The 25,955-nt window shown below is 59.8% G+C and carries 21 protein-coding genes and 3 rRNA genes; 14 read left to right on the top strand and 10 right to left on the bottom strand.

From position 1 onward, the window contains the following. Positions 1–193 precede the first annotated feature (193 nt). The 3 genes from rpe (at position 194) to trpE (ending at position 3,234) form a co-directional block, all read left to right on the top strand. Positions 194–868: a ribulose-phosphate 3-epimerase gene (gene rpe / locus P0Y58_00120; protein WEK30632.1), complete on the top strand. Its 675-nt coding sequence runs from the start codon at positions 194–196 to the stop codon at positions 866–868. After that, complete coding sequence (locus P0Y58_00115) at positions 865–1,683, top strand: phosphoglycolate phosphatase (protein WEK30631.1); 819 nt, start codon at positions 865–867, stop codon at positions 1,681–1,683. The genes rpe and P0Y58_00115 overlap by 4 nt, the downstream gene beginning before the upstream one ends. Positions 1,684–1,752: 69 nt before the next feature. Further along, positions 1,753–3,234: an anthranilate synthase component I gene (trpE, locus tag P0Y58_00110; protein WEK30630.1), complete on the top strand. Its 1,482-nt coding sequence runs from the start codon at positions 1,753–1,755 to the stop codon at positions 3,232–3,234. A 131-nt stretch (positions 3,235–3,365) separates the two neighbouring features. Here trpE and P0Y58_00105 read toward each other — a convergent pair whose 3' ends face one another. Continuing rightward, positions 3,366–5,255, bottom strand: a complete 1,890-nt coding sequence (locus P0Y58_00105; GenBank protein ID WEK30629.1) for an autotransporter domain-containing protein — start codon at positions 5,253–5,255, stop codon at positions 3,366–3,368. 368 nt (positions 5,256–5,623) lie between these two features. Here P0Y58_00105 and P0Y58_00100 point away from each other — a divergent pair, with 368 nt between their 5' ends. From P0Y58_00100 to P0Y58_00085, 4 genes are all read left to right on the top strand, one after another. Further along, positions 5,624–6,217: an aminodeoxychorismate/anthranilate synthase component II gene (locus tag P0Y58_00100; protein WEK30628.1), complete on the top strand. Its 594-nt coding sequence runs from the start codon at positions 5,624–5,626 to the stop codon at positions 6,215–6,217. 9 nt (positions 6,218–6,226) lie between these two features. Beyond that, entirely contained in the window at positions 6,227–7,276 is a 1,050-nt protein-coding gene (trpD, locus tag P0Y58_00095) for an anthranilate phosphoribosyltransferase (GenBank protein ID WEK30627.1), read from the top strand. Next, positions 7,273–8,106: an indole-3-glycerol phosphate synthase TrpC gene (gene trpC / locus P0Y58_00090; GenBank protein ID WEK30626.1), complete on the top strand. Its 834-nt coding sequence runs from the start codon at positions 7,273–7,275 to the stop codon at positions 8,104–8,106. The genes trpD and trpC overlap by 4 nt, the downstream gene beginning before the upstream one ends. 168 nt (positions 8,107–8,274) lie before the next feature. Further along, entirely contained in the window at positions 8,275–8,979 is a 705-nt protein-coding gene (locus P0Y58_00085; protein WEK30625.1) for a lipoate--protein ligase family protein, read from the top strand. Here P0Y58_00085 and crp read toward each other — a convergent pair. Continuing rightward, complete coding sequence (gene crp / locus P0Y58_00080) at positions 8,976–9,620, bottom strand: cAMP-activated global transcriptional regulator CRP (protein ID WEK30624.1); 645 nt, start codon at positions 9,618–9,620, stop codon at positions 8,976–8,978. The two genes, P0Y58_00085 and crp, sit on opposite strands and share 4 nt — an antisense overlap. Positions 9,621–9,810: 190 nt before the next feature. Here crp and P0Y58_00075 point away from each other — a divergent pair, with 190 nt between their 5' ends. Continuing rightward, a complete protein-coding gene (locus P0Y58_00075) occupies positions 9,811–10,233 on the top strand; it encodes an OsmC family protein (GenBank protein WEK30623.1) in 423 nt (140 codons plus the stop codon). 38 nt (positions 10,234–10,271) lie between these two features. Here P0Y58_00075 and P0Y58_00070 read toward each other — a convergent pair whose 3' ends face one another. The 6 genes from P0Y58_00070 to hemJ all read right to left on the bottom strand — a co-directional run bounded on the left by P0Y58_00070 (position 10,272) and on the right by hemJ (position 14,698). Next, the gene (locus tag P0Y58_00070; protein ID WEK30622.1) at positions 10,272–11,312 is read right to left on the bottom strand and encodes a DUF2157 domain-containing protein; all 1,041 of its coding nucleotides are present in this window, start codon (positions 11,310–11,312) and stop codon (positions 10,272–10,274) included. 10 nt (positions 11,313–11,322) lie between these two features. Then, positions 11,323–11,970, bottom strand: coding sequence for a 2-polyprenyl-3-methyl-6-methoxy-1,4-benzoquinone monooxygenase (gene coq7, locus P0Y58_00065; protein ID WEK30621.1), 648 nt, complete (start codon positions 11,968–11,970; stop codon positions 11,323–11,325). Between the two features lie 65 nt (positions 11,971–12,035). Continuing rightward, a complete protein-coding gene (locus tag P0Y58_00060; GenBank protein ID WEK30620.1) occupies positions 12,036–12,374 on the bottom strand; it encodes a histidine triad nucleotide-binding protein in 339 nt (112 codons plus the stop codon). 63 nt (positions 12,375–12,437) lie between these two features. Next, complete coding sequence (locus tag P0Y58_00055; protein WEK30619.1) at positions 12,438–13,220, bottom strand: SDR family oxidoreductase; 783 nt, start codon at positions 13,218–13,220, stop codon at positions 12,438–12,440. 67 nt (positions 13,221–13,287) lie between these two features. Continuing rightward, positions 13,288–14,244: a nitronate monooxygenase family protein gene (locus tag P0Y58_00050; GenBank protein ID WEK30618.1), complete on the bottom strand. Its 957-nt coding sequence runs from the start codon at positions 14,242–14,244 to the stop codon at positions 13,288–13,290. 28 nt (positions 14,245–14,272) lie between these two features. Beyond that, a complete protein-coding gene (gene hemJ / locus P0Y58_00045) occupies positions 14,273–14,698 on the bottom strand; it encodes a protoporphyrinogen oxidase HemJ (protein WEK30617.1) in 426 nt (141 codons plus the stop codon). Between the two features lie 142 nt (positions 14,699–14,840). On the opposite strand from hemJ, the gene argC reads away from it, so the two are divergent. Both argC and erpA read left to right on the top strand, forming a co-directional pair. Continuing rightward, the gene (argC, locus tag P0Y58_00040; protein ID WEK30616.1) at positions 14,841–15,875 is read left to right on the top strand and encodes an N-acetyl-gamma-glutamyl-phosphate reductase; all 1,035 of its coding nucleotides are present in this window, start codon (positions 14,841–14,843) and stop codon (positions 15,873–15,875) included. A 148-nt stretch (positions 15,876–16,023) separates the two neighbouring features. After that, positions 16,024–16,374, top strand: coding sequence for an iron-sulfur cluster insertion protein ErpA (gene erpA / locus P0Y58_00035; GenBank protein WEK30615.1), 351 nt, complete (start codon positions 16,024–16,026; stop codon positions 16,372–16,374). Between the two features lie 59 nt (positions 16,375–16,433). Here the strand turns inward: erpA and P0Y58_00030 are convergent, their stop codons facing one another. Together P0Y58_00030 and P0Y58_00025 are read right to left on the bottom strand one after the other, a co-directional pair. Further along, on the bottom strand, positions 16,434–17,525 hold the full coding sequence (locus tag P0Y58_00030; protein ID WEK30614.1) for an anhydro-N-acetylmuramic acid kinase: 1,092 nt from the start codon (positions 17,523–17,525) through the stop codon (positions 16,434–16,436). Between the two features lie 3 nt (positions 17,526–17,528). Next, the gene (locus P0Y58_00025; GenBank protein WEK30613.1) at positions 17,529–18,950 is read right to left on the bottom strand and encodes a peptidoglycan DD-metalloendopeptidase family protein; all 1,422 of its coding nucleotides are present in this window, start codon (positions 18,948–18,950) and stop codon (positions 17,529–17,531) included. 213 nt (positions 18,951–19,163) lie between these two features. Between P0Y58_00025 and tyrS the strand changes: the two genes are divergently transcribed. The 4 genes from tyrS (at position 19,164) to rrf (ending at position 25,911) form a co-directional block, all read left to right on the top strand. Next, complete coding sequence (gene tyrS / locus P0Y58_00020) at positions 19,164–20,363, top strand: tyrosine--tRNA ligase (GenBank protein WEK30612.1); 1,200 nt, start codon at positions 19,164–19,166, stop codon at positions 20,361–20,363. Between the two features lie 572 nt (positions 20,364–20,935). Continuing rightward, a 16S ribosomal RNA gene (locus P0Y58_00015) occupies positions 20,936–22,472 on the top strand. A gap of 278 nt (positions 22,473–22,750) precedes the next feature. Continuing rightward, positions 22,751–25,643: ribosomal RNA gene (locus P0Y58_00010) — 23S ribosomal RNA — on the top strand. Between the two features lie 152 nt (positions 25,644–25,795). Then, positions 25,796–25,911 (top strand): 5S ribosomal RNA (gene rrf / locus P0Y58_00005). The 16S, 23S and 5S rRNA genes sit together here, the layout of an rRNA operon. Positions 25,912–25,955: the final 44 nt, after the last annotated feature.

Genomic DNA, 25,955 nt, shown 5'->3' with positions numbered 1-25,955 from the left:
TTCGCGGGTAAACCCGCTCCCACAGGGACTGCGCAGTTTTCAAATGCTGCACAACTCCTGTGGGAGCGGCTTTAGCCGCGAAGAGGCCGGCACAGGTTGAAGCAACTGGTCGACACGGATTGATACCAATCAGCCCTCATCGCCTTGCCTGAGTTACAATGCGCGCCACCGTGATTCTGCCAACAGGTGCGCCATGCAGCCCTACGCTATTGCCCCCTCCATCCTCTCCGCCGATTTCGCCCGCCTGGGTGAGGACGTCGACAAGGTATTGGCTGCGGGTGCCGACATCGTCCACTTCGATGTCATGGACAACCACTACGTCCCCAACCTGACCATTGGCCCGATGGTGTGTACCGCCCTGCGCAAGTACGGCGTCACTGCCCCGATCGACGTGCACCTGATGGTCAGCCCGGTCGACCGCATCATCGGCGACTTCATCGAAGCCGGCGCCACCTACCTCACCTTCCACCCGGAAGCTTCGCAGCACGTCGACCGTTCGCTGCAACTGATCAAGGACGGCGGCTGCAAGGCCGGCCTGGTGTTCAACCCGGCCACCAGCCTGGATGCCTTGAAGTACGTGATGGACAAGATCGACATGGTGCTGCTGATGAGCGTCAACCCAGGCTTTGGTGGGCAGAAGTTCATCCCGGGTACCCTCGACAAACTGCGTGAGGCGCGTGCGCTGATCGACGCCAGTGGCCGTGATATCCGCCTGGAAATCGATGGTGGCGTCAACGTCAACAACATCCGCGAGATCGCTGCCGCTGGCGCCGACACTTTCGTGGCCGGTTCGGCGATCTTCAACGCCCCGGACTACCAGGAAGTCATCGCCAGGATGCACGCTGAACTGGCTCTGGCCCGCCCATGAGCGGCTTCGAGCAGCTGTTCCCGGGGACGCTGCCCAGGCTGGTGATGTTCGATCTGGACGGTACCCTGATCGATTCCGTGCCAGACCTGGCCGCCGCCGTGGACCGCATGCTGCTCGAAATGGGGCGCCCGCCCGCAGGCCTGGACGCCGTGCGCCACTGGGTCGGCAATGGCGCCCAGGTGCTGGTGCGCCGGGCGCTGGCGGGTGGCATCGACCACGCCGCCGTGGACGATGCGCTGGCCGAGCAGGCGCTGGCGCTGTTCATGGACGCCTATGCCGAAAGCCATGAGCTGACGGTGGTCTACCCCGGCGTGCAGGACACCCTGCGCTGGCTGCGCAAGCAGGGCGTGGAGATGGCGCTGATCACCAACAAGCCTGAGCGCTTTGTGGCTCCGTTGCTGGACCAGATGAAGATCGGCCGTTACTTCCGCTGGATTATCGGCGGCGACACCCTGCCGCAGAAAAAGCCCGACCCTGCGGCGTTGCTGTTCGTCATGCAGATGGCCGGGGTTACCCCGCAGCAGTCGCTGTTCGTCGGTGATTCGCGCAGTGATGTATTGGCGGCCAAGGCGGCGGGTGTGCAGTGCGTGGGCCTGACCTACGGCTACAACCATGGCCGGCCGATCCACGATGAATCCCCGAGCCTTGTGATCGACGATCTGCGAGCGTTGCTGCCCGGTTGCGCAGACCCTGCCACTGGGATAACGTTGGCGGACCTTCAAGCCTCACAAGACAGAGAGTCCACCGTGGCGGTTACTGGCAAATTCTGGATGAAAGTCATCAAGGCCCTGGCCCGTTGGCGTTGGCGCGCCTGACTTCTGCCTGCCGGCGCGTGCCGGCCCGTCCGTTTGCCTGACCTACTGCTGCTTGCCACGAGGCTACTCATGAACCGCGAAGAATTCCTGCGCCTGGCCGCTGCCGGCTACAACCGCATTCCCCTGGCCTGCGAAACCCTGGCCGACTTCGACACGCCGCTGTCGATCTACCTGAAACTGGCTGACCAGCCCAACTCGTACCTGCTCGAATCGGTGCAGGGCGGCGAGAAATGGGGCCGTTACTCGATGATCGGCCTGCCGTCACGTACCGTGATGCGTGTGCACGGCTACCACGTCAGCATCCTGCAGGATGGCGTCGAGGTGGAAAGCCACGATGTCGAAGACCCGCTGGCCTTTGTCGAAAGCTTCAAAGACCGTTACAAGGTCGCTGATATTCCTGGTCTGCCACGTTTCAACGGCGGCCTGGTCGGCTACTTTGGCTACGACTGCGTACGCTATGTAGAAAAGCGCCTGGGCGCCAGCCCCAATCCGGACCCGCTGGGTGTGCCGGATATCCTGTTGATGGTGTCCGATGCGGTGGTGGTGTTCGACAACCTGGCGGGCAAGATGCACGCTATCGTGCTGGTCGACCCGGCTGAAGAACAGGCCTTCGAGCAGGGCCAGGCACGCCTGCAGGGCCTGCTGGAAACCTTGCGTCAACCTATCACCCCGCGCCGAGGGCTGGACCTGAGTGGCCCGGAGGCCGCCGAGCCGGAATTCCGCTCCAGCTATACCCGCGACGACTACGAGAACGCGGTCGGCCGTATCAAGGAATACATCCTGGCTGGCGACTGCATGCAGGTGGTGCCGTCGCAGCGCATGTCGATCGACTTCAAGTCTGCGCCCATCGACCTGTACCGTGCGCTGCGCTGCTTCAACCCGACGCCATATATGTACTTCTTTAATTTTGGCGATTTCCATGTGGTCGGCAGCTCGCCTGAGGTGCTGGTACGTGTCGAGGACAACCTGGTCACCGTGCGACCGATCGCCGGCACCCGCCCGCGTGGCGCGAACGAAGAAGCCGACCGCGCGCTGGAAGACGATCTGCTGTCGGACGACAAGGAAATCGCCGAGCACCTGATGCTTATCGACCTGGGCCGCAACGACGTCGGCCGGGTGTCCTCGACCGGTAGCGTGCGACTGACCGAGAAGATGGTGATCGAGCGTTATTCCAACGTGATGCACATTGTCTCCAACGTCACCGGCCAACTGCGCGAGGGCCTGACGGCGATGGATGCGCTGCGGGCGATCCTGCCCGCTGGCACCCTGTCTGGTGCACCGAAGATCCGCGCGATGGAGATCATCGATGAACTGGAGCCGGTCAAGCGTGGGGTTTACGGCGGTGCGGTCGGCTACTTTGCCTGGAACGGCAACATGGACACGGCGATTGCCATCCGTACTGCCGTGATCAAGGACGGTGAACTGCATGTGCAGGCCGGTGGTGGCATCGTTGCCGACTCGGTGCCAGCGCTGGAGTGGGAAGAAACCATCAACAAGCGCCGGGCCATGTTCCGTGCGGTTGCGCTGGCTGAGCAGACCTCCGCCAAGTAAATCGATTGGGGCTGCTGTGCAGCCCTTCGCGGGCACGCCCGCTCCCACAGGTAAATCACACACTTCAAGGTTTGTGTAATACCTGTGGGAGCGGGCGTGCCCGCGAAGGGCCGCACAGCGGCCCCAATACTCTAGAAGTCCACACTGACCCCCAGGCTAACCCCCTGCTGGGTCAGATCATCACTCTTGCGCCAGTTGTAATTCCCGCGCAAATGCACCCCTGCCACTACTTCGTGGCTAACCCCCAGGCTCGCCCGGGTCAGATCGCTGTGCGGTGTATACCCGGTCAGGGTGAAGTCATTCGCCTGCAAGCTGGTCAGGTGCATCGTCACATCCTGCCGGTCATCCTCGAACTCATGCTCTTGCGCCACCTCAGCGAACAGCCGGGTACCCGGCAGCAGTTGCACACTGCCCAGCAGCCCGACACCCAAGCGGCGTGACGTGCGCTCCTGATCATCGAAGCCCAGCGCGGTCGAACGCCCGCTCTTCTCGTTGTAGCCATCCACCTTCGTTCGCGCGTAATCAGCGCTGATGAACGGCGCCAGCTGCCAGCGGCTGCTTTCGGCTGCCAGGTTGTAGCCTAGCCGCGCGGACATCGCCCAGGCCTCACCGTCGGTATCGCCCTTTTCACTGCGCTCGTTCACGCCAAGGGCAAAGGTGCGCTTGAGGTCGCTGTAGTCCAGGTGCCCGGCAGTCAGCGCGGCATCAGCCCACCAGCGGTCCTGGCGGTATTGGGCAAAGGCGCTGGCCAGGTAGCTATTCAGTTTGTAGTCCGAATCATTGGCGCCTGCCTCCAGTTTTTGCCGGTACACACCGCCGGCGAGGCCCAGCCGCCAGGCGTCGTTCAACCGGTAGCTGCCGCCCAAGGTCAGGTTGTAACCACGGCCATCACCGCTTGCCGCACTGCGTTGGCCGTCGAAGTCCAGGTCCTGGGCGCCGGTGGCGACAAAGGCCTGCCACTGGCCAACCGCCTGCCAGGGTGTCTGCCACTGATTACGCAATTCGTCCTGGTGGGCACGCAGGCTGGCGTGGGCCATTTCTGGCAGTAAGCTCAGTTCCCACGGTGCGGAGAGGATCGAGTAGCCGTAGTCGGCGATCAGTTGTTGCCCGGCTATGGTCGGGTGTACCGAGTCATTGAACAGGAGCTTGGTCGGATCAGGCGTGGTGCCATTGATGCCGTACACCGGGTTTTCCACGCAGCTGTCGCCGCTGTAACAGGTGCCGACCAGGTTCTGGCCGCTGGCCAGGCCAAACGCGGTCGGGTTTGCCAGGGCTTCGCCGAGCAGCACAGGAATATTCAGCGGGATGATTTCAGCATCGATCTGGTTCAGTTGGCTGATCAGCGATTGATTGAACACGCTCGACAGCAGCGACAGCGGGTTTTGCCCAGGAGTACCGCTGAAATTGGGTGTCTGGCCCAGGTCAGGCAGCAGCCAGACCATGATGTAGCGGGCGCCGCCCTGTTGCAGCGCCTGAGCACTGGCCGCCAGCCGGCCCCCGGCTGCCGCTGCGTCGACAGGGCTGTTCACCAACCCTTGGAGGAAATCGTTACCGCCCCCGGTCAGGTAGTACAGCGCATTGGGGTCGGCACGCAGGCCATTGGCCAGATAGCCCGGTCTTTCGCGCAGTACCAGCCCTGCACCCTGGTTCCCAGGTGGTATGACGGTCTTGGAGGTGCTGGTGATTGAATCCAGAATTTGCTGGGTGGTGTAGCCGCCCACAGCCCAGTTGTTGCCGTCGGGGCGGATGCCTACTGAAGTTGAAGGGTTCAGGTCGTCCGGGTTAACACCCAGGCGGCTGCCGAGGATCATCGGCGACACCGGTGCAAAGTTCCCGTTGGCATCACGGTTGGTGAAGCGGGCAGCCGAGGTGCCGCCCGTCAGGTCGGGAAACTGCCCGGCGTCGGCGAGGCTGTCGCCGAACACGATCAGCGTGGAATAGGGCGAGGGGGCGGCGAATGCCTGGCTGCAGGCCAGGGCCAAGGAGGCGAGGGTAAAGCGCAATACCGGGGCTTTTCGCATCGGGTAACTTCCTTTTCTTTGTTTTTATGAGGACAACCCGATCGACCTTAGCAAATCGCGGGGCATGCCTCCCAAGTCCATTCGTTTCCCCGTGTTTAAGGGCATATTGCGCCCGCCGCCCCGGTAGGCTACTGTGCCGGGACGTATGAGCGAGACCTATCCTGTGTTGATCGTCAGTAAACTCTTGATGCGCGTAATCAAGGCCCACGCCCGTTGGCGTTGGCGCGCCTGACTTTATCCCCTGCCGGCCCGCCCGGCCCGCCCCCGTTTGCCTTCTTCTTTAACTGCCCTCTGTGGCGAAGCCGTGCCTGTGGCGGCTGCAAGAAGGTTCGAATTCTGAAGTCAGTAAATTCAAGAGGTTTAACACCATGTTACTGATGATCGACAATTACGACTCATTCACTTACAACGTCGTTCAGTACCTTGGCGAGCTGGGCGCCGAGGTCAAGGTCATTCGCAATGACGAAATGACCATCGCCCAGATCGAAGCCCTGAACCCCGAGCGCATCGTCGTATCCCCGGGCCCGTGCACGCCGAGCGAGGCGGGCGTGTCCATCGAGGCCATCCTGCATTTTGCCGGCAAGCTGCCGATCCTGGGGGTGTGCCTGGGTCACCAGTCCATCGGCCAGGCCTTTGGCGGTGATGTGGTGCGTGCCCGCCAGGTGATGCACGGCAAGACCAGCCCGGTACACCATCGCGACCTGGGCGTGTTCACCAGCCTGAACAACCCGCTGACCGTCACCCGCTATCATTCGCTGGTGGTCAAGCGCGAAACCTTGCCCGAGTGCCTGGAAGTAACCGCCTGGACCGCCCATGCTGACGGTTCGGTCGACGAGATCATGGGCCTGCGCCACAAAACGCTGAATATCGAAGGGGTGCAGTTCCACCCTGAGTCGATCCTGACCGAGCAGGGCCACGAGCTGTTCGCCAACTTCCTCAAGCAGACCGGCGGCCGCCGCTAAGGATCGAACATGGATATCAAGAGCGCGTTGAGCCGTATCGTCGGCCACCTGGACCTTTCTACCGAAGAAATGCGCGATGTCATGCGCCAGATCATGACCGGCCAGTGCAGCGAAGCGCAGATCGGCGCTTTCCTGATGGGCATGCGCATGAAGAGTGAAAGCATCGACGAAATTGTCGGTGCGGTGTCGGTGATGCGTGAGCTTGCCGACAAGGTTGAGCTGAAGAGCCTGGATGGCGTGGTCGATATCGTCGGCACCGGCGGTGACGGCGCCAATATTTTCAACGTGTCCACTGCTTCTTCCTTCGTTCTGGCAGCAGCGGGTTGCACCGTGGCCAAGCACGGCAACCGCGCAGTGTCGGGCAAGAGCGGCAGTGCCGACCTGCTGGAAGCTGCCGGGATCTATCTGAACCTGACGCCAATCCAGGTGGCCCGCTGCATTGACAGCCTGGGCATCGGCTTCATGTTTGCGCAAAGCCACCACTCGGCCATGAAATATGCCGCCGGCCCGCGCCGTGATCTGGGGTTGCGTACCCTGTTCAACATGCTCGGCCCGCTTACGAATCCGGCCGGAGTGAAGCACCAGGTGGTCGGCGTTTTCGCCCAGGCCCTGTGCCGCCCGTTGGCCGAGGTACTGCAACGCCTGGGTAGCAAGCATGTGCTGGTGGTGCACTCGAAGGACGGCCTGGATGAGTTCAGCCTGGCTGCACCCACGTTCGTTGCCGAACTGAAGAACAACGAAATTACCGAATACTGGGTCGAGCCGGAAGATCTCGGCATGAAGAGCCAGAGCTTGCATGGCCTTGCCGTCGAAAACCCGCAGGCATCGCTGGAACTGATCCGCGATGCGCTGAGCCGGCGCAAGACCGAAAACGGCCAGAAGGCTGCTGAAATGATCGTGCTCAATGCAGGTGCGGCACTGTATGCCGCCGATCATGCAATGACCCTGGCCCAAGGTGTGGAACTGGCCCACGACGTACTGCACACCGGGCTGGCCTGGGAGAAGCTGCAGGAACTGGGTGCCTTTACTGCAGTATTCAAGGTGGAGAACGAAGCATGAGTGTGCCGACGGTGCTGGAAAGGATCATTGCCCGCAAGTTCCAGGAAGTGGCCGAGCGCAGCGCGCGCGTCAGCCTCGCCGAGCTGGAGGGCCTGGCCAAGGCCGCCGATGCCCCGCGTGGCTTCGCCAATGCGCTGATCGAGCAGGCCAGGCGCAAGCAGCCAGCGGTGATCGCCGAAATCAAGAAGGCGTCGCCGAGCAAGGGCGTGATCCGCGAGCACTTTGTGCCGGCGGAAATCGCGGTCAGCTACGAGAAGGGTGGCGCCACCTGCCTGTCGGTGCTGACCGATGTCGATTACTTCCAGGGTGCCGATGAATACCTGCAGCAGGCCCGCGCTGCCGTTTCGCTGCCGGTGATCCGCAAGGATTTCATGGTCGACCCTTATCAGATCGTTGAAGCCCGGGCCTTGGGTGCGGACTGCGTGCTGTTGATCGTCTCGGCACTGGATGACGTGAAGATGGCCGAACTGGCCGCGACCGCAAAAGAGGTCGGCCTTGATGTACTGGTAGAAGTGCACGATGGCGATGAGCTTGAGCGCGCGCTGAAAACCCTGGATACGCCGCTGGTAGGGGTGAACAACCGCAACCTGCATACCTTCGAGGTCAGCCTGGAAACCACCCTCGACCTGTTGCCGCGCATTCCGCGTGACCGCCTGGCGATTACCGAGAGCGGTATTCTCAACCGGGCCGATGTCGAGTTGATGGCGATCAACGAGGTTTACTCGTTCCTGGTGGGTGAGGCGTTCATGCGTGCGGAACACCCTGGGCTGGAATTGCAGCGGCTGTTCTTCCCGGATCAGGTGAAGAAGACTGTTCAGCATCTGGACTGATCAAACGAAGCCGGCGTCAGTGCCGGCTTTTTTGTAAGCCTGCAATGGCCTCTTCGCGGGCATGCCCACTCCCACAGGGTTCTTCACCAACCTGATGGCATGTGTGGTATCTGTGGGAGCGGGCGCGCCCGCGAAGAGGCCCTAAAAAACAACATCAAAGGTGGATCAATGACCGATCAACCCCTGGCCCTGACCGTCGAACAAGGCCTGCACGCCGAACAGGAACTGCTGGCTGCCGTGTGCCGTGGCGAACGCGACAGTGGGGTGCTGTTCTGGCGCCCCACCGACCATGCTCTGGTCATGCCCCGGCGCATGAGCCGCCTGGACAACTTCGAGGCCGCCTGTTCGGAGCTGGCGATTGCCGGTTGGCCAGTGCTGCTGCGCGAGACGGGCGGTGAGCCGGTGCCGCAGTCACATTCGACCGTAAACGTTGCGCTGGTCTATGTCGCCCCGCGCAGCGAAGGCGATCACGGACGCATCGAAAGCGCCTACGAGCGCCTGTGCCTGCCGCTGTGCGATGTACTGCGCGAGTGGGGCGGGGTGGCGTCGGTGGGTGAAATCGACGGGGCGTTCTGCGATGGCCGCTACAACGTCAACCTCAATGGCCGCAAGCTGGTGGGCACCGCCCAGCGCTGGCGTCAGGGGCTGGGCGGCAAGCGGCCGGTTGTGCTTGTGCACGGTGCATTGCTGCTGGACAACGAGCGGGAGTCGATGGTGGCGGCGGTCAATCGCTTCAATGAATGCTGCGAGCTGGAGCAACGTTGCCGCGCCGATGCACATATCGCCTTGCATGAAGTGGCGCCTGCGGCGCCCTGGTTCGAGCGCTTGTCGCAGGCCTACGCCAAGGTGCTTGCCGACCTGCCCAAGGATTAGCGGGTACCGTAGACCACCATGGTCTTGCCCTTTACCTGTACCAGGCTGCGTTCTTCAAGGTCCTTGAGGACGCGGCCGACCATTTCCCGCGAGCACCCGACGATGCGGCCTATCTCCTGACGGGTGATCTTGATCTGCATACCGTCGGGGTGGGTCATGGCATCGGGTTGCTTGCACAGTTCAAGCAGGCAACGGGCAACCCGCCCGGTGACGTCGAAAAATGCCAGGTCGCCGACCTTGCGCGTGGTATTGCGCAGGCGCTGGGCCATCTGGCTGCCGAGGGCATAGAGGATTTCCGGGTCTTGGCGCGCCAGCTCGCGAAACTTTTCGTAGCTGATTTCTGCCACCTCGCACTCGGTCTTGGCGCGTACCCAGGCGCTGCGCTGCTGTTGGCCGTCAACCGGCTCGAACAGCCCCAGCTCGCCAAAGAAATCACCATTGTTGAGATAAGCAATGATCATTTCACGGCCGTCGTCGTCTTCGATGAGGATGGTCACCGAGCCCTTGATGATGAACGACAATGTTTCGGCTCGGTCGCCGGCGCAGATGATGTTGCTTTTGGCGGTATAGCGGCGGCGCTGGCAATGCACCAACAGTTTGTCGATGTTCTTGATCTTGGCGGGTAGGGCGGAGGCAACCATCACGAAATCCTGTTCGATACGACCCATAGGCTTTTTATAAGGCTGTCTGGCGGGGTGCGCCATTCATTTGGCGCCAGCTTATCAGACGCCACCGGATGTTTCGGTACTAAACCGACACGTCTCGTGCTTTTCCCACAGCCGCACAAGGTCTAAGCTGACACCCTTTTCCGAATATCAGGAGTCCGGGTAGATGAAGGCACGTATCCAGTGGGCCGGTGAGGCCATGTTCCTCGGCGAATCGGGGAGTGGCCATGTCGTCGTGATGGACGGCCCGCCCGAAGCCGGCGGCCGCAACCTGGGTGTGCGCCCGATGGAAATGTTGCTGTTGGGCCTGGGTGGCTGCAGCAGTTTTGACGTGGTGAGCATTCTGAAGAAATCGCGCCAGGCGGTGGAAAGCTGCGAGGCGTTTCTGGAAGCCGAGCGCGCCGGCGAAGACCCGAAGGTGTTTACCAAGATTCACATGAACTTCGTGGTGAAAGGCCGTGGCCTGAAAGAAGCGCAGGTCAAGCGGGCGGTGGAGCTGTCGGCAGAGAAGTACTGCTCGGCTTCGATCATGCTTGAGCGTGCCGGGGTTGAAATTACCCATGGCTACGAGATTGTCGAGCTGGGTTAAAGCTGAGATTTTGGGGCCGCAAAGCGGCCCCGACAATATCAGCTCCGAAGCGCGGGAAGTGCAGCTTGCACCCATTCTGGCAGCCAGCCTCGCATCACCTGGCTCAAGCGCTCCCGCCGCTTCTGGTAAACCAGCCCCAGCCAGATAACCGCCAGCCCGATCAAGGTCACCACCACCGGGAACAGCAACGAATCGGCAAACACGTCGTACGAAAGATACCCCAGGTAAGCTGCTACCCCCAGCGCACCAAACACCATGAACACCGGCCGGCGCAGAAGCACCGCCATGCCCATCAGCGCAATGTTGATCAGGCAGTACAGGGCTTTGCCCAGTTCGCTGCCACTGTCCACCAACGTCAATCCGCCCCAGAATGCCGCCAGCCCGGCCAGGTAGCCCCAGCGGGCGTAATCTTCGCGCGTGCGGCCGTCCACCACCAGGAACACCACCAGCATTCCTAGCCCGAACCACAGAGAAACCTCGCGGCGCTGCTCCCAGCTGAACGGCGAGCCGAACACCCATTCGCTCAAGTCCATCGACATGAACCACAGTGCCACGGCTATCGGCATGACGACGAACGGGTAGGGGATCAGCCGCAGCATCAGCAAACCGGCAAGTACCGTGGCCGCTTCCATGGCCAGCCAGCCGCCCTGCACGTAGGTGTAGTACTGGTGATAGTTGGCTTGCGCATCGTCCAGTGGCCACCAGCCGGCCAGGCGTTCGATGGCAAAGACTGCCAGGGGCACGATACTGACCGCGACGGCCGCCAGTACCCCGGCAGCAACAGGTTGGGCCCGGCGCTGCAGGTTGAGGGCGAACAGGGTGATCAGCAGGATATAGAAGCTGGCGATGACCAGCAGTGCGCCGTCACCGATGCTCATCCAGGCCTCGGTGAGCAACCAGCCCATGGCTGCCATGATCAGCATGGCGCCAAAATAGAAGGCGACATGGGCCAGCTGGAAGCTGCCGCGTGCTGCCGGTTGCTGGCGCAGGAATGCCAGCAGGCTTTGGTCCTGGCCCGGCTGGAGAATGCCGGCTTGCACGGCGCGCGCCAGGTCCTTGGCGTCGAAACGATCCGTCATGGTGATGCCTTCAGATGCGGTAGGTGCTCTTGGTCATGACCTTGGCCAGCAAGCTCATGCCAAAGCGGACCGGGGCCGGGAAGCGATAACCACCGGCTTCCAGTGCAGACTCGGCGTGCTGCTCTTCGTCGATGCGCATCTGCTCGAGGATCGCCCGGGACTTTTCGTCTTCGTGCGGGATCTGTTCCAGATGCTCGTCGAGGTGCTTGCACACCTGGTGCTCGGTAGCGGCGACGAAGCCCAGGCTGACCTTGTCGCTGACCAGGCCGGCGAGTGCGCCGATGCCGAACGACATGCCGTAGAACAGGGGGTTGAGCACGCTTGGGTGACTGTTCAGTTGACGAATGCGCTGTTCGCACCAGGCCAGGTGGTCCACTTCTTCCTCGGCGGCATGCTCCATGGCCTTGCGTACTTCGGGGAGCTTGGCGGTCAGGGCCTGGCCCTGGTACAGCGCCTGGGCGCACACCTCACCGGTGTGGTTGATACGCATCAGCCCGGCAATGTGGCGGGTCTGCTGCTCGTCCAGGTCGACGTCCGGCTGCACAATGGCCGGCGATGGCCGGGCAGGTTGGCCGCTGAAGGGCAGCAAGGTGCGCATGGCCGTATCGGCCTGCAGCAACAAGCGGTCGAGCGGCGAGTAGTGACGTTCGGTAGCCATCGGGCACCTCCGCAAGAATGTGCCCGACAGTTTACCGCAATAGCGGCGGGGTCGCTTGCCGTGGATCAGCCCGGTGGCCAGTTCATCTGGCGCTGGCCAAGCACGTGCATATGGATGTGGTAGACGGTCTGGCCGCCTTTCGGGTTGCAGTTCATGACCACGCGGAAACCTTCCTCGCAGCCTTGCTCGACCGCCAGGCGCTGGGCGGTGAACAGGATGTGGCCAGCCAGGGCCTTGTCTTCTTCGGTCAGGTCGTTGAGCGTGCGGATGTGTTTTTTCGGGATGACCAGAAAATGTACCGGTGCCGCGGGTGCAATGTCCTTGAAGGCCAGGATCTGGTCGTCTTCGTAGATGATATCCGCCGGGATTTCCCGGTTGATGATTTTGAGGAATAGATCGTCCACAGCACTTGCTCCATGGTGAGGGTCGGGCCGAGTGTACTCAGCCGAGCGCCGCTCGCCCAGTGGCTATTCCATGCCGGCCGGGCAATAGCGGCGGTGGAGGGCACCGGCCAGTTTGCACACCAGCCATCGAGGCAGCAGGCGCGGGGCAAATGCCAGACAGCGGTTGCGCCGGCCAGGCATGATCAGTGCACGGTTCTTGTCCAGCGCACGCACGGTATACAGCGCCACTTCCTCGGGGCTGAGGCAGCGGGGTTTGCCATCGAGTCGCGCAATGCGCCGGCGCGAGGAGCGTACCGGGCCGGGGCACAGCACCGAAACCTTGATGCCGGCGCGTTTGAGTTCTTCGCGCAGGGCATGGGAAAAACTCAGCACGTATGCCTTGCTGGCGGCGTACGCTGCCATCCACGGGCCGGGTGCCACGCCGGCCAGGCCGGCGACGTTGAGGATCTGCCCACCACCCTGCACGGCCATCAGGTTGCCGATGGCGTGGCACAGGCGGCTCAGGGCCAGGACGTTGACCTCCAGCAGGTCCTGTTCGTCGGCCCACTCATGGGCCAGGAATGGCCCGTAGGTGCGCAAGCCGGCACAGTTGACCAGCAGGTCGATACGCCGTTCGCCTTCTTCCAGTTCCAGTACGAAGCCAGACAGGCGCAGCGGCTGGCTGAGGTCGCAGGCGCGCAGCAGCACCTCGACACCAAAGCGCTGGGTCAGCTCGATGGCCACGGGTTCCAGCGTTTCACGCTGGCGTGCCACCAGGATCAGGTTGCGCCCGCGCCGTGCCAGCGCTTCCGCCAGGGCCAGGCCCAGGCCGCTGGAAGCACCAGTGATCATGGCGTAACGGGTCATGCAAGGCTCCTGAGGGCGGAAGAGGGCGCCTAGTGTACAGCGTGGCCGGGCTAGGTGTTGCCTTTTGCTACAAGGTCCGGGCGCGCAGAGCCTGGCACCGTTCCAGGGCTTGCTGGTACTCCTTTTGGAGCCGTTGGATCAACGTATTGGCGCTGGGCAGGTCATTGATTTCGCCAACGCCCTGGCCCGCCGACCATACGGTCTTCCAGGCCTTGGCTTCGTCGTCGATAGGCTTGAGCTTGCCTGGCTCGTGGCCGCCTTTGAGGGCGTTCATGTCGTAACCAGCCTGTTCCAGGCTCGAGCGCAGGAAGCTGGCAGGGATGCCAGACACTGCCGGGGTGTGAATGATGTCGGCGGCATGTGCATCGAGCAGCATCTGCTTGTAGGCGTCCTGGGCCTGGCTTTCTTTGGTGGCGATAAAACGCGTACCCATGTAGGCCAGGTCGGCCCCCAGCAATTGGGCGGCGAGAATTTCGTGGCCGTGGTTGAGGCAGCCGGCCAGCAGCAGGGTCTTGTCGAAGAACTGGCGAATTTCCGCAGCCAGGGCGAACGGACTCCAGGTGCCTGCATGGCCGCCTGCACCGGCAGCCACGGCGATCAGCCCGTCGACACCCGCTTCGGCAGCTTTCTCGGCATGGCGGCGCGTGGTGACATCGTGGAACACGAGACCGCCGTAGCCGTGCACGGCATCGACCACTTCCTTGACTGCTCCCAGGCTCGTTATGACGATCGGCACGCGATGCTCCACGCACAAGGCCAGGTCGGCCTGCAGGCGTGGGTTGGTGGGGTGAACGATCAGGTTGACTGCATAGGGGGCGGGTGCTTGCAATTGCGCCAGGCCTGCCTCGATCTCCTCTAGCCAGGCCTTGAAACCGGCGCTGTCGCGCTGGTTAAGGGCCGGGAAACTGCCGACCACGCCGCTGGCGCAACACGCCAGCACCAGTTCGGGGTTGGAGATCAGGAACATCGGCGCCGCGACCACAGGCAGGCGCAGGCGTTGTTCGAGCGAGGCAGGTAGCGACATGGCAAGGCTCCTTGAACGAGTGGCTATGTCAGAACGGTTTGACCACCACCAGAATTACGATGGCCAGCAGGAACAGCACGGGCACTTCGTTGAACCAGCGATAGTAGACGTGGCTGCGGGTGTTGTTGCCGTTGGCGAAGCGTTTGCGTTGGGCGCCGCACATGTGATGGTAGCCGGTCAGCAGGATGACCAGGGTCAGCTTGGCATGCAGCCAGCCCTGGCTCAGCCAGCCGGGGGTGAGGTAGAGCATCCAGGCGCCGAAGACGTAAGTGGCGATCATCGCCGGGTTCATGATGCCGCGGTACAGCTTGCGCTCCATGGTCACGAAGCGTTCCTGGCTGATGCTGTCCTGGCTCTGGGCGTGGTAGACGAACAGCCGCGGCAGGTAGAACAGGCCGGCGAACCAGCAGACCACGCTGACGATATGCAGCGCTTTGATCCATAGGTAAAGCATGGAGGGAGTTCCTTCAGGTATTCACGGTCGTCAGATAGTAGTGGTCAAGCGCCCGAAGGGTCACCCGAAGAGTTGTTACAGGCGCTTCGCCCCCCTATTATCGTGCGCTTTCCAGACGGCTCGTTGATAAGGGGCAAGCGTTATGATCAAGGTCGGTATCGTCGGCGGCACGGGTTACACCGGCGTCGAACTGTTGCGTCTGCTGGCGCAGCATCCACAGGCCGAAGTGGCGGTCATCACTTCGCGCTCCGAGGCCGGCGTGGCGGTGGCGGACATGTACCCGAACCTGCGCGGCCACTATGACGGTCTGGCGTTCAGCGTGCCGGACAGCAAAGCCCTGGCCGCCTGCGATGTGGTGTTCTTCGCCACCCCGCACGGTGTTGCCCATGCCCTGGCCGGTGAACTGCTGGCGGCTGGCACCAAAGTTATCGACCTCTCGGCCGACTTCCGCCTGCAGGATGCTACCGAGTGGGGCAAGTGGTATGGCCAGCCGCACGGTGCGCCAGAACTGCTCAAGGACGCGGTGTACGGCCTGCCTGAAGTCAACCGTGAGAAGATCCGCCAGGCGCGCCTGATCGCCGTGCCGGGTTGCTACCCGACCGCCACCCAGCTGGGCTTCCTGCCACTGCTGGAAGCGGGCCTTGCCGACCCGTCGCGCCTGATCGCCGACTGCAAGTCGGGTGTGAGCGGCGCTGGTCGTGGTGCAGCAGTGGGTTCGCTGTTCTGCGAGGCCGGCGAAAGCATGAAGGCTTATGCAGTGAAGGGCCATCGCCACCTGCCGGAAATCAGCCAGGGCCTGCGCCTGGCGGCAGGCAAAGACATCGGCCTGACCTTCGTGCCGCACCTCACGCCAATGATCCGTGGCATCCACGCCACCCTTTACGCGAATGTGGTCGACACCTCGGTCGACCTGCAGGCGCTGTTCGAGAAGCGCTACGCCGACGAACCGTTCGTCGATGTGATGCCAGCCGGCAGCCACCCGGAAACTCGCAGTGTGCGTGGCGCCAACGTCTGCCGTATTGCCGTTCATCGCCCACAGGGGGGCGACCTGGTGGTGGTGCTGTCGGTAATCGACAACCTGGTCAAGGGCGCCTCTGGCCAGGCGGTACAGAACCTGAACATCCTGTTTGGCCTGGACGAGCGTATGGGCCTGTCCCACGCGGGCTTGCTGCCGTAAACGAGCTGCGATCGAACGATGGCCCGCCTTGCGCGGGCCATTTTGTTCGTCACGACTAAAGCCGCACAATTCTTGACCGATTTTCTCGGGAAAGCGGATAATGCGCGTCATCGAGTTTTAAGGCGGCAACTGCGCCGGGAGAGTCAACATGAGCGTCGAAACCTTCACCCCTACTGGTCTGGAATTCACCCATGGGGCAGCCCTGAAAGTGAAGAACCTGGTCGATGAGGAAGGCAATGAACGTCTGAAACTGCGGGTGTTCGTGACCGGTGGTGGTTGCTCGGGCTTCCAGTACGGCTTCACTTTCGATGAGGATGTGGCCGAAGACGACACCATCGTCGAGCGCGAAGGCGTGTCGCTGGTGGTCGACCCGATGAGCTTCCAGTATCTGGCTGGCGCGGAGGTGGACTACCAGGAAGGCCTGGAAGGTTCGCGCTTTGTGATCAAGAACCCGAACGCTACCACAACGTGCGGTTGCGGGTCCTCGTTCTCGATCTGAGGCCAGGTCACACGAAAACGCCGCGCAATTGCGCGGCGTTTTGCTTTCTGGCGTAGCCGCTATGCCGGGTAGATTGCGCCCAGTACCCGCAGGCCCTTGGCCGCCGTCACGCTTGGGCGGTTGGCACTGATGCCTTCCAGGCAGCAGTGAGCCAGCCAGGCAAAGGCCATGGCCTCGACCCAGTCCGGGTCTACGCCGTGGGCGCCGGTGCTGGCGACGCTGGCCTCGGGCAGCAACTGGCCGAGGCGGGCCATCAGTGCGCCGTTACGTGCGCCACCACCGCATACCAGCAATGCTTCGGTGCCCTGCTGGGCATTGCTGAGCGAGTCGATGATGCTGCGAGCGGTAAGCTCCAGCAATGTCGCCTGTACATCCACTTCATGGTAAGCGGGCAGGCCCGCCAGGTGGCCATCCAGCCAAGCTAGGTTGAACACCTCGCGGCCCGTGCTTTTCGGGCCGTTGCCAGCGAAGAACGGGTCGGCCAGCAGTGCACTGAGCAACTCCGCCTGCACGATGCCCGAGGCCGCCCAGGCACCATCGGCATCGTAAGTCTGGCCGCGCTTGCGCTCGATCCAGGCATCCAGCAGCACATTGCCCGGGCCGCAGTCGAAGCCATGGACCGGCTTGTCCTGTTCGATCAGGCTGAGGTTGCTGAAGCCGCCTACGTTCAGGATTGCCAGGCGCTGGCCCAGGTGGCCGAACAGCGTTTCGTGGAAGGCCGGGACCAGCGGCGCACCTTGGCCGCCCGCTGCCACGTCGCGCCGGCGGAAGTCGGCAACCACGCTGATGCCGGTAAGCTCGGCGAGCAGCGCCGGGTTGCCGATCTGCACGGTAAAACCGCGTGCGGGTTCGTGGCGGATGGTCTGGCCATGGCTGCCGATGGCGCGGATGGCGCCGGCCTGCAGCCCTTGACTGGCAAGCAGCTGGCGAATGCCTTCGCCGGCCAGTGTGGCCCAACGGTTTTCCGCCAAGGCTGCACGTGCGATCTCGTCCGGGCCACTGCTGCACAGGGCCAGCAGTTCCTGGCGTAGGTCGGCAGGCATCGGCAGGTAGTGCGTGGCGAGCAGTTCAAGCTGCTCGCCTTGCTCGGTCAAGGCGATGTCCAGGCCATCGAGGCTGGTGCCAGACATCACCCCCAGGTAGAGCGCCATGGACTAACGCTTGTTCGCTGCGAGCAGGGTGGCCTTTTCCTGATCCATACGGGCGATCAGGGGCTGGCTCTGCTGCAGGAAGCGCTGGCGCTCGCCTTTGGTGATCGGGTCGGCCATCGGCACTTTCTGGCTCAGCGGGTCGACGTGCACACCGTTGACCTGGAACTCGTAGTGCAGGTGCGGGCCGGTGGACAGGCCGGTGGTGCCGATGTAACCGATGATCTGGCCCTGCTTCACCGGGCTGCCAGTCTTGATGCCCTTGGCAAAGCCCTGCATGTGGCCGTACAGCGTTTTGTAACGGTTACCGTGCTGGATGATCACAGTGTTGCCGTAACCGCCACGGCGCCCGGCCAGTTCGATGCGACCGTCACCGGCAGCCTTGATTGGCGTACCGCGCGGGGCGGCGTAGTCGACGCCTTTGTGGGCGCGGATCTTGTTCAGGATCGGGTGTTTGCGGCCAGCGGAAAAGCGCGAGCTGATGCGGGCGAAGTCCACGGGTGTGCGGATGAAGGCCTTGCGCAGGCTGTTGCCGTCAGCGGTGTAGTAGGTAGTGTTGCCCTGCTTGTTGGTGTAGCGCACGGCCGTGTAGGTTTTGCCGCGGTTGGTGAAGCGGGCGGACAGGATGTTGCCGGTACCTACGACCTTGCCGTCCATCACCTTCTGCTCGAACACCACGTCGAACTCGTCGCCTGGGCGAATATCCTGGGCGAAGTCGATGTCGTAACCCAGCACCCGGGCCATGTCCATGGTCATGCTGTGGGACAGACCGGCGCGCTGGGCTGAAGCCGACAGCGAGCTCTTGATCACGCCATGGGCATAAGCGGTACGCACCAAGGGTTTGCTGATTTCACGGTTGAAGGTGTAGCCCTTGGCGGACTTGGTCAGGCGAATGGTTTCGAGGTTGCTGACCTTGCTGTGCAGGCTGGTCAGTTGGCCATCCTTGTCGAGCTCGAACTGCAGCACCTGGCCGTGCTTGAGCTGGCTGAACTGCTTGGCCTGCTTGTTACTGGCCAGCAGGTCGTGCACCGCATTGGCTGGCAGGCCGACTTTGGCGAACAGTGTGGACAGGGTGTCACCACGGGCCACGGTGACTTCGCGGTGGCCGGGCTCTTTAGGGGCCTCGGCGACTGGTTCGGCGGCAGGGGCTGACTGCTCGGCCTTCTGTGTCTCGGGGGTGGCTTCTTCGATCTGGGCGAATGGTGAGCCTTGCTCACCTTCGGCCTGCACCAGGGGTGCAGCGCGGGATTCGTCTTTCAACTGCTCGGCAGGGCTCTCCAGTTCGAGGTTTAGGGTGGTTTTCTTGGCTTCCACTTCGCTGGAAGGGAATACCAGCAGAGCCAGGCTGAGCAGGGCGGCAATGCCGCTGGCGGCCAACAGATGGCTTTTCGGATAAAGCGGGGGCGCTTTAGGCGGTTCGTTGGTCATGGGTAAGGTGACTTTGAAAAAAGTGAAATGGAAAAGATGAATGACATGATGAAGATGAAATAACTGTATAAAATATAACCAAATCCATTTTCACGCAAGGGCGCGTAGACGCCACAAGCCCGTGCCCGGGTCACATTCCTTTGCGAAACTTGTATTTGACCGCCGATCTTGTATGGTTGGCTCCCCCTGAATCTGAGCCTTGCGGGTTTGTCTATGAAGTCGGTTGAAGAGCAGCTGGCGCTTATAAAGCGCGGCGCGGAAGAAGTACTGGTCGAGTCGGAACTGGTGGAAAAGCTCAAGCGTGGCCAGCCTCTGCGCATCAAGGCCGGCTTCGACCCGACCGCCCCTGACCTGCACCTTGGCCACACGGTGTTGATCAACAAGCTGCGCCAGTTCCAGGAGCTGGGCCACCAGGTCATCTTCCTGATCGGTGACTTCACCGGCATGATCGGTGACCCCAGCGGCAAGAGCGCCACACGCCCGCCGCTGACCCGTGAGCAGGTGTTGGACAACGCCGAGACTTATAAGCAGCAGGTGTTCAAGATTCTCGACCCGGCCAAGACTGAAGTCGCGTTCAACTCCACCTGGATGGACAAGCTGACCCCGGCCGACTTCATTCGCCTGGCGTCGCAGTACACTGTGGCACGCATGCTTGAGCGCGACGACTTCGACAAGCGCTACACCACCAACCAGCCGATCGCCATCCACGAGTTCCTTTACCCGCTGGTGCAGGGTTATGACTCAGTGGCGTTGAAGGCGGACGTCGAGCTGGGCGGTACCGATCAGAAGTTCAACCTGCTGATGGGTCGTGAGCTCCAGCGCGCCTATGGCCAGGAAGCGCAGAACATCGTGACCATGCCACTGCTCGAAGGGCTCGATGGCGTGAAAAAGATGTCCAAGTCGTTGGGCAACTATGTAGGCATCCAGGAAGCGCCGGGGGTGATGTACAGCAAGCTGGTGTCGATCCCGGATACCTTGATGTGGCGTTACTTCGAGCTGCTGAGTTTCCGTTCGATGGAAGAGATCGAGCAGTTCCGCGCCGACGTTACCAAGGGGGCGAACCCGCGCGACATCAAGATCAAGCTGGCGGAAGAGATCGTTGCGCGCTTCCATGGTGAAGAGGCTGCGGCCAATGCTCACCGTGCAGCGGGCAACCGTATGAAGGAAGGTGAGCTGCCGGAAGACTTGCCGGAGATCGAAGTGGCTGCGGCGGAAGACCTGCCGATTGCTGCAGTGCTGAACCGTGCAGGCCTGGTGAAGAACTCGGCTCAAGCGCGGGACTTGCTGGGTGGCGGTGCTGTTAAGGTAGATGGTGCGGTGGTCGACAAGGACTTCATGTTTGTTCTTGGTGCTACCCATGTATGCCAGGCGGGCAAGAAGTCGTTTGGCCGGGTTACCCTCAAGGCTGAGTGAATGCCTGCAGGTGTAGCTATATAGAAGCGGGGAGGCCGGTAGGCCTCCCCGCTTTGTTTTTCAGCGATATTAGAGTTTCTTGAAATTAAAGGTTGACGGGGTTTCGAATCCCCTTATAATGCGCCCCACTTCCAGCGACAACGGAACGACAAACTCCTTGAGATTCAACGAGTTAGACGATTCGAAAGGCGCTGTAAGGGCTTCGATCGAAAGATCGGCGGCGGTGATAAAGGCAGTTGACAGCGGATTTAAACGCTGTATTATTCGCCTCCCGCTACGAGAGATCGCAGCGAGCCAAGTGTTTGAAGTTGAACGAGATTCTCGCAAAAAACTTCAAAATAAACGCTTGACAGGCTCTGAGGAAAGCGTAGAATGCGCGCCTCGGTTGAGACGAAAAGCTCTTAACCAAACGCTCTTTAACAAATTGAATCAAGCAATTCGTGTGGGTGCTTGTGAGTATGGACTGATAGTCAAAAAGATTATCAGCATCACAAGTGACCATGCGAGAAATCACATAGTCATTTGAGATTGCTGAGCCAAGTTTAGGGTTTCTTAAAAACCCAAGCAGTATTGAACTGAAGAGTTTGATCATGGCTCAGATTGAACGCTGGCGGCAGGCCTAACACATGCAAGTCGAGCGGATGAGAAGAGCTTGCTTTTCGATTCAGCGGCGGACGGGTGAGTAATGCCTAGGAATCTGCCTGGTAGTGGGGGACAACGTTTCGAAAGGAACGCTAATACCGCATACGTCCTACGGGAGAAAGCAGGGGACCTTCGGGCCTTGCGCTATCAGATGAGCCTAGGTCGGATTAGCTAGTTGGTGAGGTAATGGCTCACCAAGGCGACGATCCGTAACTGGTCTGAGAGGATGATCAGTCACACTGGAACTGAGACACGGTCCAGACTCCTACGGGAGGCAGCAGTGGGGAATATTGGACAATGGGCGAAAGCCTGATCCAGCCATGCCGCGTGTGTGAAGAAGGTCTTCGGATTGTAAAGCACTTTAAGTTGGGAGGAAGGGCATTAACCTAATACGTTAGTGTTTTGACGTTACCGACAGAATAAGCACCGGCTAACTCTGTGCCAGCAGCCGCGGTAATACAGAGGGTGCAAGCGTTAATCGGAATTACTGGGCGTAAAGCGCGCGTAGGTGGTTTGTTAAGTTGAATGTGAAAGCCCCGGGCTCAACCTGGGAACTGCATCCAAAACTGGCAAGCTAGAGTACGGTAGAGGGTGGTGGAATTTCCTGTGTAGCGGTGAAATGCGTAGATATAGGAAGGAACACCAGTGGCGAAGGCGACCACCTGGACTGATACTGACACTGAGGTGCGAAAGCGTGGGGAGCAAACAGGATTAGATACCCTGGTAGTCCACGCCGTAAACGATGTCAACTAGCCGTTGGAATCCTTGAGATTTTAGTGGCGCAGCTAACGCATTAAGTTGACCGCCTGGGGAGTACGGCCGCAAGGTTAAAACTCAAATGAATTGACGGGGGCCCGCACAAGCGGTGGAGCATGTGGTTTAATTCGAAGCAACGCGAAGAACCTTACCAGGCCTTGACATGCAGAGAACTTTCCAGAGATGGATTGGTGCCTTCGGGAACTCTGACACAGGTGCTGCATGGCTGTCGTCAGCTCGTGTCGTGAGATGTTGGGTTAAGTCCCGTAACGAGCGCAACCCTTGTCCTTAGTTACCAGCACGTTATGGTGGGCACTCTAAGGAGACTGCCGGTGACAAACCGGAGGAAGGTGGGGATGACGTCAAGTCATCATGGCCCTTACGGCCTGGGCTACACACGTGCTACAATGGTCGGTACAGAGGGTTGCCAAGCCGCGAGGTGGAGCTAATCTCACAAAACCGATCGTAGTCCGGATCGCAGTCTGCAACTCGACTGCGTGAAGTCGGAATCGCTAGTAATCGCGAATCAGAATGTCGCGGTGAATACGTTCCCGGGCCTTGTACACACCGCCCGTCACACCATGGGAGTGGGTTGCACCAGAAGTAGCTAGTCTAACCTTCGGGAGGACGGTTACCACGGTGTGATTCATGACTGGGGTGAAGTCGTAACAAGGTAGCCGTAGGGGAACCTGCGGCTGGATCACCTCCTTAATCGACGACATCAGCCTGCTGATGAGCACCCACACGAATTGCTTGATTCATTTGCTGATCAGAACTCAGTAATGAACATTCCCTGTGAATGTTGATTTCTGACTTTTGTCAGACCGTTCTTTAAAAATTCGGATATGTGATAGAAATAGACTGACACGCACTTTCACTGGTGTGTGATCAGGCTAAGGTAAAATTTGTGAGTTCTGCTCGAAAGAGCAACGTACGAATTTTCGGCGAATGTCGTCTTCACAGTATAACCAGATTGCTTGGGGTTATATGGTCAAGTGAAGAAGCGCATACGGTGGATGCCTTGGCAGTCAGAGGCGATGAAAGACGTGGTAGCCTGCGATAAGCTTTGGGGAGTCGGCAAACAGACTGTGATCCAGAGATCTCTGAATGGGGGAACCCAGCCAGCATAAGCTGGTTATCTTGTACTGAATACATAGGTGCAAGAGGCGAACCAGGGGAACTGAAACATCTAAGTACCCTGAGGAAAAGAAATCAACCGAGATTCCCTTAGTAGTGGCGAGCGAACGGGGACCAGCCCTTAAGTTGGTTTGAGATTAGTGGAAGGCTCTGGAAAGTGCCGCCATAGTGGGTGATAGCCCCGTACACGAAAATCTCTTGTCAATGAAATCGAGTAGGACGGAGCACGAGAAACTTTGTCTGAATATGGGGGGACCATCCTCCAAGGCTAAATACTACTGACTGACCGATAGTGAACTAGTACCGTGAGGGAAAGGCGAAAAGAACCCCGGAGAGGGGAGTGAAATAGATCCTGAAACCGTATGCGTACAAGCAGTGGGAGCCTACTTTGTTAGGTGACTGCGTACCTTTTGTATAATGGGTCAGCGACTTATATTCAGTGGCGAGCTTAACCGAATAGGGGAGGCGTAGCGAAAGCGAGTGTTAATAGCGCGTTTAGTCGCTGGGTATAGACCCGAAACCGGGCGATCTATCCATGGGCAGGTTGAAGGTTGGGTAACACTAACTGGAGGACCGAACCGACTACCGTTGAAAAGTTAGCGGATGACCTGTGGATCGGAGTGAAAGGCTAATCAAGCTCGGAGATAGCTGGTTCTCCTCGAAAGCTATTTAGGTAGCGCCTCATGTATCACTGTAGGGGGTAGAGCACTGTTTCGGCTAGGGGGTCATCCCGACTTACCAAACCGATGCAAACTCCGAATACCTACAAGTGCCGAGCATGGGAGACACACGGCGGGTGCTAACGTCCGTCGTGAAAAGGGAAACAACCCAGACCGTCAGCTAAGGTCCCAAAGTCATGGTTAAGTGGGAAACGATGTGGGAAGGCTTAGACAGCTAGGAGGTTGGCTTAGAAGCAGCCACCCTTTAAAGAAAGCGTAATAGCTCACTAGTCGAGTCGGCCTGCGCGGAAGATGTAACGGGGCTCAAACCATGCACCGAAGCTACGGGTATCATCTTATGATGATGCGGTAGAGGAGCGTTCTGTAAGCCTGTGAAGGTGAGTTGAGAAGCTTGCTGGAGGTATCAGAAGTGCGAATGCTGACATGAGTAACGACAATGGGAGTGAAAAACTCCCACGCCGAAAGACCAAGGTTTCCTGCGCAACGTTAATCGACGCAGGGTTAGTCGGTCCCTAAGGCGAGGCTGAAAAGCGTAGTCGATGGAAAACAGGTTAATATTCCTGTACTTCCAGTTATTGCGATGGAGGGACGGAGAAGGTTAGGCCAGCCTGGCGTTGGTTGTCCAGGTTTAAGGTGGTAGGCTGGAATCTTAGGCAAATCCGGGATTCTAAGGCCGAGAGCTGATGACGAGTTGCCATTAGGCGACGAAGTGGTTGATACCATGCTTCCAAGAAAAGCTCCTAAGCTTCAGATAACTGGGAACCGTACCCCAAACCGACACAGGTGGTTAGGTAGAGAATACCAAGGCGCTTGAGAGAACTCGGGTGAAGGAACTAGGCAAAATGGCACCGTAACTTCGGGAGAAGGTGCGCCGGCGAAGGTGAAGGACTTGCTCCGTAAGCTTATGCCGGTCGAAGATACCAGGCCGCTGCGACTGTTTATTAAAAACACAGCACTCTGCAAACACGAAAGTGGACGTATAGGGTGTGACGCCTGCCCGGTGCCGGAAGGTTAATTGATGGGGTTAGCGCAAGCGAAGCTCTTGATCGAAGCCCCGGTAAACGGCGGCCGTAACTATAACGGTCCTAAGGTAGCGAAATTCCTTGTCGGGTAAGTTCCGACCTGCACGAATGGCGTAACGATGGCGGCGCTGTCTCCACCCGAGACTCAGTGAAATTGAAATCGCTGTGAAGATGCAGTGTATCCGCGGCTAGACGGAAAGACCCCGTGAACCTTTACTATAGCTTTGCACTGGACTTTGAATTTGCTTGTGTAGGATAGGTGGGAGGCTTTGAAGTGGGGACGCCAGTTCTCATGGAGCCATCCTTGAAATACCACCCTGGCAACTTTGAGGTTCTAACTCAGGTCCGTTATCCGGATCGAGGACAGTGTATGGTGGGTAGTTTGACTGGGGCGGTCTCCTCCCAAAGAGTAACGGAGGAGTACGAAGGTGCGCTCAGACCGGTCGGAAATCGGTCGTAGAGTATAAAGGCAAAAGCGCGCTTGACTGCGAGACACACACGTCGAGCAGGTACGAAAGTAGGTCTTAGTGATCCGGTGGTTCTGTATGGAAGGGCCATCGCTCAACGGATAAAAGGTACTCCGGGGATAACAGGCTGATACCGCCCAAGAGTTCATATCGACGGCGGTGTTTGGCACCTCGATGTCGGCTCATCACATCCTGGGGCTGAAGCCGGTCCCAAGGGTATGGCTGTTCGCCATTTAAAGTGGTACGCGAGCTGGGTTTAGAACGTCGTGAGACAGTTCGGTCCCTATCTGCCGTGGACGTTTGAGATTTGAGAGGGGCTGCTCCTAGTACGAGAGGACCGGAGTGGACGAACCTCTGGTGTTCCGGTTGTCACGCCAGTGGCATTGCCGGGTAGCTATGTTCGGAAGAGATAACCGCTGAAAGCATCTAAGCGGGAAACTTGCCTCAAGATGAGATCTCACTGGGATCTAGAATCCCCTGAAGGGCCGTCGAAGACTACGACGTTGATAGGTTGGGTGTGTAAGCGCTGTGAGGCGTTGAGCTAACCAATACTAATTGCCCGTGAGGCTTGACCATATAACACCCAAGCAATTTGTGCAGGCCTCTGAACAAGAAGCGCCAAATTGTGGTGGTGAAGACGAAAGAACCGAAAGTTCAAACGTAACCCACAAATATCACATATCCGGATTCGCTGGGCTGTCCATCTGGACATTCTGGCTACAGAATTTCTTGACGACCATAGAGCATTGGAACCACCTGATCCCATCCCGAACTCAGTAGTGAAACGATGCATCGCCGATGGTAGTGTGGGGTTTCCCCATGTGAGAGTAGGTCATCGTCAAGATTCATTTCGCAAAACCCCTATCTGCGCATGCAGGTAGGGGTTTT

The organism is Candidatus Pseudomonas phytovorans (genome assembly GCA_029202525.1).
In the GTDB taxonomy this organism is placed as follows: domain Bacteria; phylum Pseudomonadota; class Gammaproteobacteria; order Pseudomonadales; family Pseudomonadaceae; genus Aquipseudomonas; species Aquipseudomonas phytovorans.
Note: the sequence above shows the minus strand (reverse complement) of the source record. Positions and strands in the feature narration are given on the sequence as shown.